This is a genomic window from Actinomadura gamaensis (assembly GCF_042652125.1).
In the GTDB taxonomy this organism is placed as follows: Bacteria; Actinomycetota; Actinomycetes; order Streptosporangiales; family Streptosporangiaceae; genus Spirillospora; species Spirillospora gamaensis.
In genome coordinates this window covers 613,602-627,217 of the sequence record NZ_JBHSIT010000003.1, presented here as the reverse complement: position 1 = coordinate 627,217, position 13,616 = coordinate 613,602, and the positions used below count along the sequence as shown (strand labels likewise).

Sequence of the window (13,616 nt, the reverse complement as noted above, 5' to 3'; positions counted from 1 at the left end):
GGTGACGGACGAGCTGGGCGCGGACGCGGGCGCGGACGTCGCGGTGATCGGCATCGCGTGCCGCTTCCCGCGCGCCGACGGGCCGGAGGAGTTCTGGCGGAACCTGGTCGACGGGGTCGACTGCATCACGCGCTTCCCGGCGCGCACGCTGCCCGACGGCACGGAGTACGTCCCGGCGGGCGGGCTGCTCCGCGACGCGGACCGGTTCGACGCCGAGTACTTCGGCTACTCGCCGCGCGAGGCGACGATCACCGATCCCCAGCACCGGCTGCTGCTGGAGTGCGCCGTCGAGGTTCTGGAGCGGGCCGGGCACGACCCCGGACGGCACCGGGGCGACATCGGCGTCTACGCGGGCGGCAGCGAGACGGCCTATTCGGCGATCCTGAAGTCGCGGCGCGGGGACCTGCCGTCCGTGACCGACTGGGACGTCCGCCTGGCGACCGGGCTGGACTTCCTCGGCACGCGCGTCGCCTACAAGCTCGGCCTGCGGGGCCCGGCCGTCGCCGTCCAGGCGGCCTGCGCGACCTCGCTGGTGGCGGTGCACGTCGCGGTGCAGGGGCTGCTGGCGGGCGACTGCGACCTCGCGCTCGCCGGCGGCACGACCGTGCACGTCCCGCCGCGGCTCGGCCAGTACGCGGTCGGCGGCATCCTGTCCCCGGACGGCACGTGCCGCACCTTCGACGCCGACGCGGCCGGGATCGTCGGCGGGGACGGCGTCTGCCTGGTGGCCCTCCGGCGCCTCCCGGACGCCGTGGACGACGGCGACCACATCCACGCGGTCATCCGCGGGACGGCCGTGAACAACGACGGCGCGAACCGCGTCGGCTACACCGCGCCCGGCGTCGAGGGGCAGGCGGCGGCGATCCGGGCGGCGCAGCTCGTCGCGGACGTCCGGCCCGGCGACATCGGATACGTCGAGGCGCACGGCACCGCGACGCCGCTCGGGGATCCGATCGAGGTCGAGGCTCTGTCCCGGGTGTTCCGCGACGGCCGCGGACCCTGCTGGATCGGCTCGGTCAAGACGAACGTCGGGCACACCGACGCGACGGCGGGCGCGGCCGGGCTGGTCAAGGCCGTCCTGGCGGTGGAGCGCGGGATCATTCCGCCGAGCCTGCACTTCCGCCGGCCGAACCCGGCGATCGACTTCGGCTCGACGCCGTTCCGGGTGCCGACGCGCGCGGTGGAGTGGCGGCCGCCGCGGGGCGTTCCGCGGCGGGCGGGCGTCAGCGCGTTCGGGATGGGCGGCACGAACGCGCACGTCGTCCTGGAGGAGGCGCCCGCTCCCGCGCCGAGCGGGCCGGCCGCGCCCTGGCAGCTGCTTCCGCTGTCGGCGCGGAGCCCCGCCGCGCTGGACGCGATGGCCGTCCGGCTGGCCGACCACCTGCGGGAACACGCCGAGCTGAACCTCGCGGACGTGGCCTGGACGTTGCAGATCGGCCGCCGGGAGCTGCCGCTCCGCAGGTTCGCGCTGGTGAACGGGCGTGAGGACGCGATCCGCGTGCTCACCGAGCCCGGTCATGAACGCCTGATCACCGCCGACGCCGACGCCGCGGCGCGCGCCGGTTTCGCTTCGGAGGTTCCGCGCGAGCTCGCCGAAGTGGGGATGCGGTGGCTGGGCGGGGCGTCCGTCCGGTGGGAGCGGCTGCACGAGGGCCGCCGCCTGCGCGTGCCGCTGCCCACCTATCCGTTCCAGCGGCGCCGCTACCTCGTGGAACCGGACGCGCCGCGAGAGGCCGCTCCGCCGGTGCCCGCGGAGACCGGTGCGAGCGGGACGCGCGAGGTCGTGGCAAGCCTGTTCGCCGAAATGCTCGGCCTGGACGACATCGAGCCCGACGAGAACTTCTTCGACCTCGGCGGCGACTCGCTGACCGGGACGCGGCTGGTCGTCCGCGCGCAGCAGATCTTCAAGCTGGACGGCCTCGGCCTGCGGGCGCTGGTGAGCGCGCCGACGGTCGAGCGGTTCACCGCCCTGCTGGAGCAGCGGTGACGGCTGAAGGAGGTGTGAGCGTGGCGAGCGGAGGAGCCGCGAGCGGACGAGCGGTCAGCGGAGGAGCGGCGAGCGGACGACCGGTGAGCGGAGGAGCCGTGAGCGGACGAGCGGTCAGCGGAGGAGCGGCGAGGGCCGGAAGCGGGCGGTGGCTCGTGCGGCGCAGGCCGCCGCCGGACGCGCGCGCCGACCTGTACTGCTTCCCGCACGCCGGAGGCATGCCCGGCGAGTACGCGCGCTGGGCCGATCACCTCCCCGACGTCCGGGTGAGCGCCGTGCAGTTCCCCGGACGCGGCTCGCGCCCGGACGAACCGCCGTCCACGCGGATGGGCGCGCTCGTCGAGGCGCTCGCGTCGCAGGTGACGTTCGGCACGGACGGCGTCCCGTTCGCCCTGTTCGGGCACAGTCTGGGGGCGCTGGTCGCGTTCGAGGTCGTCCGCGCGCTGAGGTCCCGGGGCCTGCGGCGACCGGATCTGCTGTGCGTGTCGTCGTGTCCCGCGCCGCCGCTCTCGCCCGTCCGCGAACGGATGCACGAACTGCCGGACGGCGAGCTGCTCGCCGAGATCGAGCGGCGGTGGGGCGCGCTGCCCGAGCAGGTGCGCGCCGACCCGGACCTGCTCGCTCCCGTGCTCGGCCGCTACCGCGCCGACTTCGCCGTCCTGGAGACCTACGAGTTCGAGCCGGGCGAGCCGTTGGACGTTCCGATCCTCGCGCTGACCGGCGCGGACGACGGGAACCGGCCGGAGCGCGTCCGGGACTGGCGGCGGCACACGCAGGGGAAGTTCGCGTTCCGCGTCCTGCCCGGCGGCCACTTCCACTTCCGCGAGCGGCCGGGCGAGGCGCCCCGGCTCGTCCGCGCCGCCCTCGTCCAGCAGTCCAGCACGTCCGGAGGAGTGTTCGCATGGACCGGTTGACCGGCCGGGTCGGGATCGTCGGCGCGGGAACGATGGGCAGGGGCATCGCGCAGCTGTTCGCCGAGCACGGCCACGAGGTCGTCCTGGTGGACCTCACCGAGGACGTCCTGGAGCGGGCCCGCGCCGAGATCGTCCTGAACCTGCGGCTGGCCCCGCTGGTGCGGCCGGGTTCCGCCGCGCCCGACCCGGACGAGGCGGCGGCGCGCATCCGGTTCACCACGAACCTCAAGGACGTCCGGACGGCCGGTTTCGTCATCGAGAACGTCACCGAGGACTGGGAGACCAAGCGCGGCGTCCACACCGAGCTGGACGGGCTGTGCCCGCCGGGCGTCCCGTTCGGGGTGAACACGTCCGCGATCCCGATCACGCGCGTCGCGTCCGTCACGCGCCGCGCGCCGGAGATCGTCGGGACGCACTTCATGAACCCCGCGCACCTCAAGCCGACCGTCGAGGTGATCCGCGGCCACCACACCTCGGACGCGACCGTCGCGCGGACGCGCGCGCTGCTGGAGAGCGCCGGGCGGCGGTGCGTCGTGGTCCGGGACGGTCCGGGCTTCGTGACCAACCGGGTGGCGATGCTCACCGTGAACGAGGCGGTCTTCCTGCTCGCGGAGGGCACGGCGGGCGCGCCGGACATCGACCGCCTGTTCCGCGAGTGCCTCGGCCACGCCATGGGCCCGCTGGAGACCGCCGACCTGATCGGCCTGGACACGGTGCTGCGCTCCCTGGAGGTCCTGCACGGGGAGTTCGGCGATCCGAAGTTCCGCCCGTGCCCGCTGCTGCGCGAGCTGGTCCGCGCGGGACGGCTCGGACGCAAGTCCGGCCGGGGCTTCCACACCTACGAGTCGCTTCCCGGAAAGGACGCGAGCGATGGCTGACGCGACCCGAGAGACCGTCCGAAGGTTCGTCTCCGCCCATCTGGGCGGCGCGTCCGTGGACGACGACGAGGACCTGTTCGCCGAGGGGCACGTCAACTCCCTGTTCGCGGTGCAGGTGGTGATGTGGGTGGAGCGGACCTTCGACCTCACCGTGGCCCGCGGCGACCTCGACATCGCGAACTTCCGTTCGGTCGAGGCGATCGCCGATTTCGTGGACCGCCGGAACGGCGCGGCGGAGCACTCCGATTTCGTGGACCGCCGGAACGGCGCGGCGGAGCAGTCCGAGGAGGCCGGTGCGTGGACTTCTCGCTGAGCCCCGAGCAGCGGGCGCTGCGCGAGGAAGTGATCGCCTTCGCGCGGAGCGAACTCGGCCGGAACGTCGCGGACGGCGACCGGGAGGCGCGCTTCCCCGTCGGCGACTGGCGGCGCTGCGCCGAGTTCGGCGTGCTGGGCTGGCCCGTCCCCGTCGAGTACGGCGGCCAGGGCCTGGACCCGCTGACGACGATCGTCGCGCTGGAGGCGCTCGGGTACGGGTGCCGCGACAACGGGCTGGTCTTCGCGATCGGCAACCATCTCTGGGGTTGCGCCGTCTACCTGCTGGAACACGGCACAGAGGAGCAGAAGGCGCGGTTCCTCAAGCCGATGTGCGACGGCGCGCTGATCGGCGCGCACGCGCTGTCGGAGCCGGAGGCCGGGTCGGACGTCCTCGGGATGCGGACGACCGCCGTGCGGGACGGCGACCACTACGTCCTGCGCGGCGAGAAGTGGTTCGTCAGCAACGGCCCGGAGGCGGACGTGTTCGTCGTGCTGGCGCGCACCGGGCCGCCCGGCCGCGCCCAGGACGCGCTGTCGGCGTTCCTCGTCACCGCGGACCTGCCCGGCGTCGACCGGTCGCGGCGCTTCGGCAAGCTGGGGCTGCGCACGACGCCGATGGGCGCGGTGCGGTTCGACGAGGCGCGGGTCCCGGCGTCCTGCCTGCTGGGCCGGGAGGGCTCGGGGTACTCGCTGTTCGGCGGGACGATCGAGTGGGAGCGGGCGTTCATGTTCGCCCCGCACGTCGGGGCGATGGAACGGCTGCTGGAGACGTCCGTGGAGTACGCCTCGGGGCGGGACCAGTTCGGCCGGCCGATCGGGTCGTTCCAGGCGGTCGCGCACCGGATCGCCGACGTGAAGATCCGGCTGGAGCTGGCCCGGCTGATCCTCTACCGGGTCGGCTGGCTCAAGGCGCGCGGCCGGATGGCGCTGCTGGACGCCACCATCGCCAAGGTCTTCATCAGCGAGAGCCTCGTGGAGGCCGCCGCGACCGCCGTCGAGGTGCACGGCGCGCGCGGCTACCTGACCGACTGGGGCCTGGAGCGCGAGCTGCGGGACGCGCTCGGCGGGCCGATCTACGCCGGGACGTCGGCGGTGCAGCGCGGCGTCCTGGCCGAGCTGCTGGGGCTGCGCGGCGCGGTGTCCGGCGCGGGAGGCGGCTGAGCCGTGGACAGCGGAACGATCACGCGCCGGGTGGACCTCGACCCGCCCGTCCCGGAGGAGTACGCGGACGAGCTGAGCGCGCGGGTGTTCTTCGTCTCGCCCGCGATCGTCGGGTTCTCGCTGGTGCGGTCGGGGTCGGCGATCCACGCGGTCGACCTGCGGCTGAGCGAGGACGGCGCGAACGACGCGGACGGCAAGGACAGCGCGAACGGCAAGGACGGCGCGGACGGCCTGGAGCGCAAGCTCCGGTTCGTGGTCGCCAATGACGTGCTCGCGCAGCGGCGTCCGGAGCCGAAGGTGATCTGGCGCGGACGGGACGTCCCGGCGCCCCGTCCGGGCGTCTACGACGTTCTGCTCGAACGCGGCGTCGCGGTCGAGACGGGCGAGGGGCAGGTGGCGCTCGCCGAACCGGTGCTGACGCTGATGGACCGGCTCGACGCGCGCGTCCGGGACCTGGTGGTGCGGGAGTTCGGGGCGCGCGAGTACCGGTATCCGACGCTGCTGCCCACGGCGGTGCTGGGGCGTTGCGGCTACTACCGCTCGTTCCCGCAGCTCATGATGTTCGTGTCGCGGCTGCACGAGGACGTGGACGACTACCGGGCCTTCCTGGACGACCTTTCGGACGGCCGGAAGCTGACCGAGGCGCTGCGCGGGCACTCGGGCGACCCGGACCTGTCCCTGCCGCCGACCATGTGCCTGTACACCTACCACCAGTTCGCCGACGGGCCGCTGGACGCGTCCGCGCCGGTCGTCACGTCCCGCGGGAAGTCGTTCCGGTTCGAGTCGCGGTACCGCCGCTCGCTGGAGCGGCTCTGGGACTTCACGATCCGCGAGACGGTGTTCCTCGGGCCGCGCGACGTCGTGCTGGAGCGCCGCCGCCGCCTGATGGAGCGGGCGTTCGCGCTGATGGACGAGCTGGACCTCGGCGGCCGGTGCGAGGTCGCCAACGACCCGTTCTTCGTGGACGCCGCCACCGCGCAGCGCGCCTGGTCGCAGCAGATGCTGGAGCTGAAGTACGAGCTGCGGCTGCCGGTGGCGGACGGGCGCGACGTCTCGGTCGCCTCGTTCAACTTCCACGACACGTTCTTCGCCGGTTCCTTCGGCATCGCGCCGGCCGGTCCGGACGACGGCGCCGTGCACACGGCGTGCGCCGGATTCGGGCTGGAACGCCTGGCCTACGCGTTCGTGTGCCGGCACGGGCCGGACCCGGCCGCCTGGCCCGGCGGCCTCGGGGAGGGCCTCACCCCATGACGAACGAACCCGGCCCGATGCCGAGCGAACCCCGTCCGATGACGGGCGAACCACGTCCGATGACAAGCGAGCCACGGCTGCTCGTCCTGGCCGCCGAGACGTCCGGAGAGCTGGAGCGCGCCACCGACGACCTCGCCGCCCGCCTGGCGGCGGAGCCGGAGACCGACCTGACCGAGTTGGCGAACGAGCTGTGGACGGCGGCGTCGTCAGGTGACCACCGGAGGATCGTCGTGGCGTCGGACGCGACGCGTGCCGCGTCCGACCTGGCCAAACGGAATCGCCGGCGCGTCTTCACCGGAAGCGTTGAGGAGCCCGGCCCGAATCCGGTGTTCCTGTTCTCCGGGGTCGGCGAGCAGTATCCGGAGATGGCCGCCGGTCTGTACGCGCATCTGCCGGTGTTCCGCGCCGAGCTGGACCGGTGCCTGGCGATCCTGGACGGCGAGCTGCGGCTGGGCGTCCGGGCCGTTCTCCATCTCGGCAGGCCGGAAGACGGGCCGGACGGCGGGCCGGAGCGGGCGCATGCGCGAAGCGCCGATCTCACGACGCTGTTCGACCGGCGCGAGGCGGGACGGGAGATCGACCGGACGGCCGTAGCGCAGCCGCTGATGTTCGCCGTCCAGTTCGCGCTGGCCCGGACGCTGACGGCGCTGGGCGTGGTCCCGGCGGCGATGGCCGGGTACAGCCTCGGCGAGTACGTGGCCGCGTGCGTCGCCGGGGTGCTGCCGCTGGACGACGCGCTCCGGCTCGTGGCCACGCGCGCCCGGCTGATCGGCGAGCTTCCGGAAGGCGCGATGCTCGCCGCCGCGGCCGGTCCGGACGCCGTGCGGCCCTGCCTGGACGGGAGCGTCACGATCGCCGCCTTGGACGGTCCGGAACTGACCGTCCTGGCCGGGACGGTGGACGGGATCGACCGCGCCGAGCGGAGGCTGTCCGAGGCCGGAGTGCCCGTCCGGCGGCTCGCCGCGTCGCACGCGTTCCACTCGCCGCTGATGGAGCCGGTCGCCGCGCCGCTCGCGGCCCTGCTCGACGGCGTGGAGCTGCGTCCGCCGACGCTGCCGTTCGTGTCCGACGTGACCGGTTCGTGGATCGGCGCGGAGGAGGCGACCAGCCCCGCCTACTGGGCCGGGCATCTGCACCGTCCGATCCGGTTCGACGACGGTTTGCGGACGATCTGGTCGCTTCCCCGGCCCGCGCCCCTGGAGCTCGGGCCGGGGCAGACGCTCGCCGCGCTGGCGTTGCGTCACACGGCCCGTCCGGAGTCCGCCGGGCCGCTCGCCGCTCCCCCGCTGAAGACCCTTCCCGGTCACCTCGAGAGCTCGTCCGACCTGGAGACCCTGCTCACGACGCTCGGGCGGCTCTGGACGGCGGGCGTCCCGGTCGTTCTGCCGTGCCCCGGCGGCGCGCCGCACTACTAGCGCCGCCTGTCCGCCAGCGTCCGAGAAAACCGCCGCGACCAGGGGACGACGATGCGCAGTGCCGCGCCCAAGACCATCACCCGCACCTACCTGAACCGCTTCGGCGACGTCCGCGCCCAGCATGCCGGGCCGGACGCGGACCTGCTGCCCGTGACCGGCGCGCAGCGGCGCTTCCTGCACACCGCGAGCCTGGACCCGCTGGAGCGACGGGCCGTCGTGCCGCTGTTCCTGGAGTATCCGGCCGGGACGGTGTCGGTCCCGCGGCTGGCGCAGGCCGCCCGCGCCGTCGTCGGCCTGAATCCGGCGCTGCGCTCCACGGTGGAGATCGTGGGCGGCATCCCGGTCCAGCGCGTCCGCCGCGAAGGGGACGTGACGGTCGAAGAGGTGCCCGATGTTCGGACCGCCCTGGACGACTGGCCCGAGCAACGCGGCCCGTTCCGGTTGCTGCTCGCCCGCGAATCCACCCGCGACCTGCTGGCCCTGGCCTTCGACCATGTGGCCTGCGACGAGTTCTCGATCGGACTGATCATCGAGCAGCTCGCGGACGCCTACGCCAAGGACCAGGACGCTCCGGTGGCGGGCACGGACCCGTACGGCCACGCCGTCGCGCGCCAGCTCGAACGCGAGGACGCCGCCAGCGGCCCGGAGGCCGTCGCCCACTGGGAACGGCGGCTGGCTCAGGCCGCCCCCGGACACTGGGGGCGCGGCGTCCCACTCAACCAGGGCGGACCGTCCCGGTCGGTCTCCCGCCGCGTCGCGCCGGCGGATCTGAGCGGCCAGGCGCGCAGCAAGCTGTTCCCCACGCTGCTGGCCGCCTGCCGGCTCGCTACCGCCGACTACCGCGACGTCGCGCCCGTCTCCTACGCGTGGGGCGGACGGGCCGCCGACGACGATGAGCCCGTGGTCGGCTGCTTCATCAACACGGTCGTCGCCTGCCCCGCCGGCGAGTCCGACGACCCGTACGAGGACGCGCTGTTCGGCTGGTGGGAAGACCTGGAATGGGCCGACACCCCGTTCGACGAGGTGCTGCGCGCGGCGCGCCGGGCCCGCCTGCCCTGGGCGGGGCACCTGGACGTGCTCCTCACCCTGGACGACCGATCGCGGCGGCCGTCCCTCGTGCTCGACGGCGTGCGGGGCGAGGAGTGCCACATGGCGGGGATGCGCGTCCAGGCGCCCATCGTCGTCTCGGCGTCCTACGACGTCCGCGAGCTGCGGCTGAGAGTCGACCGGGACCCGGCGCTCGTCCCGGACGAGACGGCCGGGCACGTCGCGGACACGCTCGCCGCCCGCCTGGGCGCGACGGCGCGATGACCCCTGAACGGGACAGCGCGATGAACACCGGACGCGACAGCGCGATGAACACCGGACGCGACGGCGCGATGAACACGGTCATCATCTGCCTGGACCGGGGGCGCGGACGGCCGCCCCGCGTCCACGAGCTGGCCGACGGCGAGAGCGTCGTCTTCGGCTGGGCGTCCCCCCGCGCGGACGGCCCGGACGCCGGCGGCCGGGACGATGCGGCGCTCGCGCTCGCGCTCGGCGAGGACGAGGTCGGCGTGCCCGCGGGCCGCATCCGCGCCGTGGACGGCTACTGGCTGATGACCAACCAGAGCCGGTGGCGCACCTACTGCGTGGAGAACCTGGAGGGCGGGGGCGAGTACGTCAAGGTCCCCGCGCGGCGGGTCGGCATGCCCGTCCCGTTCGAGCTGAGCCGGGTGCGGCTCGGCCTGCCGCACCGGCACGGCCGGTTCACGGTGTTCGCGCCCGAACGCGGCGAGCTCGGCGTCCCGGACGCGACCGGCGACCGGACGTCCCCGCTCGACGAGGCCAGCCGCTACTTCATGGTGCTGGTGTGCCTGTGCGAGCCGCGGCTCCGGGACTGCTGCAGCGCGGCGGTGCCGACGCCGGGGCAGGTGAGCGCGCGGCTGGCGGCGTTCGGCGACGACCGCGCCCTGACCCGCTCGGCGGTGAACTACCACATCGACTACCTGGCGGAGAAGCTGGAGGTGGCCGGACCTCCCGGCGGTCCGCGCACCTCGAAGCGGGAGACGCTGGCGGCCCTCGCGCTGAAGTTCGACCTGGTGCGCGAAGAGCACCTGGCGCTCCTTCCTGCCGCGACCGCGGAAACGGGCGGCCCGGTCGCCCAGGGCGCGCCCGGGAAAGCCGGCGGGGCGGTCGCCCAGGACGCGCCTAGGAAAGCGGCCGGGGCGGTCGCCCAGGGCGCGTCCGGGAAGGCGGGCGGGACGGTCGTCCAGGGCGCGTCCGGGAAAGCCGGCGGGGCGGTCGTCCAGGACGCGTCCGAGAAGGCGGGTGGGAGGGTCGTCCAGGACGCGTCCGGGAAAGCGGGCGGGGCGGTCGTCCGGGGCGTTTCAGGGCGTCGGATCGGGGCGTTTGTCGGGGACCTGGGCGCTGACCGCCGGGAGCTCGCGCAGGGACGGAACGGGTGAGCCGAGCAAAGTCGTCCACGACAGCGCGCCGATCACGCCCGCGACCGCCAGGGCCGCGCGCGCCCCGGCCGCCTCGCCGAGGCCGCCCGCGAGCAGGCTGCCCAGGGAGATCGTGCTCCAGACGAGGAACCGCATCGAGGCGTTCATCCGGCCGAGCAGCCGGTGCGGCGTCACGCTCTGCCGCAGGCTGACCTGCGCGATGTTGAACAGCGGCACCGAGAGGCCGAACAGCAGCTGCCCTCCGACCAGCAGCGGCAGTGCCGCCCGTCCCGAGGCGAGCGGCAGCAGCGCGAGCCCGATGCCGGACGTGACGGCGCTGACCACGATCGTCCGGCCGTAGCCGAAGCGGCGCACCGCCGGGCCAGCGCCCAGCGAGCCCGCGACGAGCCCGGCCCCGCCGACCGCGAGCACCAGCCCGACCGTGCTCGGCCCGCGTCCCAGCGACCGGACCATGTACAGCGGGATCAGGACGGTCACCATCGACGACGCGAGGTTCGTGACGCCCGCGCACACGCCGACCCGGCTGAGGATCGGGTGCCGGATCACGAAGCCGAGCCCTTCGCCGATGTCACGGCGCAGCGAGCGGTCGCGGGCGCCGGGGGCGGGCTCGGGTTCGGGACGGCGGATCGTCCGGCAGAGGAGTCCCGACAGCAGGAAGCTGGCGGAGTCGACGGTGACCGTCGCCGCCGCGCCGATCGCCCCGACGAGCACGCCCGCCGCGCCCGGCCCGGCCACCTCGGCGAGCGACCGCGAGGCCGTCACCCGGGAGTTGGCCTCGGTGAGGCGCTCCCGCTCCACCAGGCCGGGCAGGTGGCTCTGGTAGGCGACGTCGAAGAACACGGTCAGGACGCCGGCGAGCGCGGCGACGGCGCACAGCTGCCACATGGTCAGGACGCCGCACGCGTAGGCCACCGGGACGGTGCCCACCAGCAGGAACCGGCCAAGGTCGGCGTAGATCATCACCGGCCGGCGGCGGACCCGGTCGAGGATCGCCCCGGCGGGCAGCGCCAGGACGAGGAACGGCGCGGACCGGGCCGCGCCGAGCAGGCCGAGCGCCCCGGCCGAGGCGTGCAGCGTCCCGATCGCGAGCAGCGGCGTGGCGAGCTGGCCGATCTGGGTGCCGAACTCGCTGACGGTCTGCGCGCCCCACAGCCGCAGGAAGTCCGGGGACCGCAGCAGGCCGCCGCGCGTCACGGCCGTCCGCCCGCGCAGTGGTAGGCGCGGAAGCGCAGGGCCAGCTCGACCGTGCCGTCCGCCCGGGCGAGGACGGCGTCGGCGAGGTCGGCCTGGTCGGCCTCGGGCAGCCGGGACGGCGCGAACGACGGTCCCATCTCGACCCGCCACACCGCGAGCAGCGTCCCGGGATCGGAGATCCGGGCGGTGCGCGTCAGCTCGATCCGGGTCATGACCGTGACTCCGGCCTCGTCCAGCCGGGGCGTGAGATCGACGGCTCCGGCGCGTCCGCCCGGCGGCTCGGGGACGACCAGGACGATCGGGCCGCCGGGCCGCACCACCCGCCGCATCTCGCGCAGCGCGTCCACCGGACGGTCGAAGAACTGCACGCCGAGGTTGCACACGACGGCGTCCACGCTGGCAGCGGCCAGCGGCAGCGCATGGGCGTCGGCGCGCAGCCACACCGGTCCGGCTCCGTCCGCTCGGCCGCCTCCTGCCGCCCGGCCGGCTCCGGCCGCCGGGCCGCCTCCGGCCGCCGGACCGCCTCCGGCCGCCGCCCCGGCTCCGGCCGCCGCCCCGGCGACCCGTCCGGCCCGGCGGAGCAGCCCGGCGGACTGGTCGCAGCCCGCCACCCGGTGCCCCATGCGGGCCATCGCCGCGGCGAGGCGGCCGTCGCCGCAGGCCACGTCGAGGATCCGGGCGGGACGGTCCAGGCCGTCCGCCCAGGCCGCGAGGTGCTCGTGCGTGACCGCGAACAGCGGCACCACGCGGTCGGCGTAGACGGCGGCGTGGTCCTCGAAGTGGCGGCGGTAGTCGACGGTCATCCGAGCGGGACCCCGGTGACGGTCAGCACCTCGTCGAGGGCGGCGAACGCGATGCCCAGCTCCTCCGGCGTGGTGTACACGTAGGCCGAGATCCGCAGGACGGGGCGGCCGTCGCCGTCGCCGTCCACCATCGGCTGGGCGCACAGCTTCCCCGACCGGCACATGACCCGGTAGGAGTCGCTGAGCATCCGCGCGACCTCGTCCACGTCCGCGCCGGGCGGGAGCCGGAGGCTGGCGATCGCCGCGCGGTCGCGGTGGCCGGGGCCGCCGAGCGGGCGCAGGTACGGCCGCCGTGCGATCTCCTCGTACAGCAGCCGCGTCAGCGTCGCGTCGTGCGCGGCGACCGCGTCCCAGCCCAGTCCGCGCAGGTAGTCCAGCGTCGCGCCGAGGCCGTAGACGCCGGCGACGTGCGGCGTGCCCGGCTCCAGGTGGTGCGGCTCGTCGCGCAGCCGGTGCCCGGCGAGGTCCACCCAGTCCACGGTGCCTCCGCCGAGCACCGAAGGGGCGAGTTCCGCGAGGCGGCCGTAGAGGATCCCGATCCCGGTGGGACCGAGCATCTTGTGCGCCGAGAACGCCGCGTAGTCGGCGCCGGTCGCGGCCAGCCGGATCCGGCCGTGCGGGGCCGACTGCGCCGCGTCGAGGACGAACAGCGCCCCCGCCTCGTGGGCCATCCGCGCCATCTCCTCGGCCGGCGCGAACCGTCCGGTGACGTTCGAGCAGGCGCTGACCGCCACGACCTTCGGCCGCAGCCGGAGCAGTTCGGCGTAGGCGCCCAGGTCGGGTGTCGCCTCGGGAGTCAGCGGGATCATCCGGACGGTGGCCCGCGCCCGCCACGGCAGCAAGTTCGAGTGGTGGACGTCGAGGGGCGCGAGCACCAGGTCGCCGCGGTCCAGCGGCAGGCCCGCCGCGACGGTGTTCAGGGCGGCGGTGGTGTTCGGGACGAACGCGACCTGCCGCGTCCCGCCGCCCACCTCGGTCGCCACCTGCGCCCGGACCTGCTCGAACCGGGTGGAGGCGATGTCGGAGAGCATGTGCTTGCCCCGGTGCACGCTGGCGCCGACGTCCCGGTAGTAGCCGGTGATCGCGTCGATGACCGGCTCGGGCGTCAGCGAGGTGGCCGCGCTGTCGAGGTAGACCAGCGGCGGCCCGCCGTCCGGCCGCAAGATCGGCAGGTCGGCGCGGACGGCCGTGGCGACGGCGTCGAAGGCGGGGGTGGTGCCGGGGAGCCCGGCTTCGGTGGTCATGGTTCGA

At 74.8% G+C, this 13,616-nt stretch carries 12 protein-coding genes; 9 read left to right on the top strand and 3 right to left on the bottom strand.

The features are described from left to right. Position 1: 1 nt before the first annotated feature. The 9 genes from ACFPCY_RS13120 to ACFPCY_RS13080 all read left to right on the top strand — a co-directional run bounded on the left by ACFPCY_RS13120 (position 2) and on the right by ACFPCY_RS13080 (position 10,368). A complete protein-coding gene (locus ACFPCY_RS13120) occupies positions 2–1,987 on the top strand; it encodes a type I polyketide synthase (protein ID WP_378254725.1) in 1,986 nt (661 codons plus the stop codon). Between the two features lie 98 nt (positions 1,988–2,085). After that, positions 2,086–2,901, top strand: a complete 816-nt coding sequence (locus ACFPCY_RS13115; protein WP_378254723.1) for a thioesterase II family protein — start codon at positions 2,086–2,088, stop codon at positions 2,899–2,901. Beyond that, complete coding sequence (locus tag ACFPCY_RS13110) at positions 2,889–3,779, top strand: 3-hydroxyacyl-CoA dehydrogenase family protein (RefSeq protein WP_378254722.1); 891 nt, start codon at positions 2,889–2,891, stop codon at positions 3,777–3,779. The genes ACFPCY_RS13115 and ACFPCY_RS13110 overlap by 13 nt, the downstream gene beginning before the upstream one ends. Continuing rightward, the gene (locus tag ACFPCY_RS13105; RefSeq protein ID WP_378254720.1) at positions 3,772–4,092 is read left to right on the top strand and encodes an acyl carrier protein; all 321 of its coding nucleotides are present in this window, start codon (positions 3,772–3,774) and stop codon (positions 4,090–4,092) included. Before ACFPCY_RS13110 ends, ACFPCY_RS13105 begins: the two co-directional genes overlap by 8 nt. Next, positions 4,077–5,255, top strand: a complete 1,179-nt coding sequence (locus ACFPCY_RS13100; RefSeq protein ID WP_378254718.1) for an acyl-CoA dehydrogenase family protein — start codon at positions 4,077–4,079, stop codon at positions 5,253–5,255. Before ACFPCY_RS13105 ends, ACFPCY_RS13100 begins: the two co-directional genes overlap by 16 nt. 3 nt (positions 5,256–5,258) lie before the next feature. Beyond that, positions 5,259–6,506 carry a class-II aminoacyl-tRNA synthetase family protein gene (locus ACFPCY_RS13095; RefSeq protein ID WP_378254716.1) on the top strand — a complete coding sequence of 416 codons (1,248 nt, stop codon included), beginning with the start codon at positions 5,259–5,261 and terminating at the stop codon, positions 6,504–6,506. A gap of 59 nt (positions 6,507–6,565) precedes the next feature. Then, positions 6,566–7,921, top strand: coding sequence for an acyltransferase domain-containing protein (locus tag ACFPCY_RS13090; RefSeq protein WP_378254714.1), 1,356 nt, complete (start codon positions 6,566–6,568; stop codon positions 7,919–7,921). Between the two features lie 51 nt (positions 7,922–7,972). Further along, a complete protein-coding gene (locus ACFPCY_RS13085; RefSeq protein ID WP_378254712.1) occupies positions 7,973–9,232 on the top strand; it encodes a condensation domain-containing protein in 1,260 nt (419 codons plus the stop codon). After that, positions 9,229–10,368 (top strand): hypothetical protein, encoded by a 1,140-nt coding sequence (locus ACFPCY_RS13080; RefSeq protein WP_378254710.1) that lies wholly within the window; start codon positions 9,229–9,231, stop codon positions 10,366–10,368. The genes ACFPCY_RS13085 and ACFPCY_RS13080 overlap by 4 nt, the downstream gene beginning before the upstream one ends. Here ACFPCY_RS13080 and ACFPCY_RS13075 read toward each other — a convergent pair. The 3 genes from ACFPCY_RS13075 to ACFPCY_RS13065 are packed head-to-tail and all read right to left on the bottom strand — an operon-like array spanning position 10,291 to position 13,609. Continuing rightward, positions 10,291–11,562: an MFS transporter gene (locus tag ACFPCY_RS13075; protein ID WP_378254709.1), complete on the bottom strand. Its 1,272-nt coding sequence runs from the start codon at positions 11,560–11,562 to the stop codon at positions 10,291–10,293. The two genes, ACFPCY_RS13080 and ACFPCY_RS13075, sit on opposite strands and share 78 nt — an antisense overlap. Further along, a complete protein-coding gene (locus ACFPCY_RS13070) occupies positions 11,559–12,365 on the bottom strand; it encodes a class I SAM-dependent methyltransferase (RefSeq protein WP_378254707.1) in 807 nt (268 codons plus the stop codon). The genes ACFPCY_RS13075 and ACFPCY_RS13070 overlap by 4 nt, the downstream gene beginning before the upstream one ends. Further along, a complete protein-coding gene (locus ACFPCY_RS13065; protein ID WP_378254705.1) occupies positions 12,362–13,609 on the bottom strand; it encodes an aminotransferase class V-fold PLP-dependent enzyme in 1,248 nt (415 codons plus the stop codon). The genes ACFPCY_RS13070 and ACFPCY_RS13065 overlap by 4 nt, the downstream gene beginning before the upstream one ends. Positions 13,610–13,616: the final 7 nt, after the last annotated feature.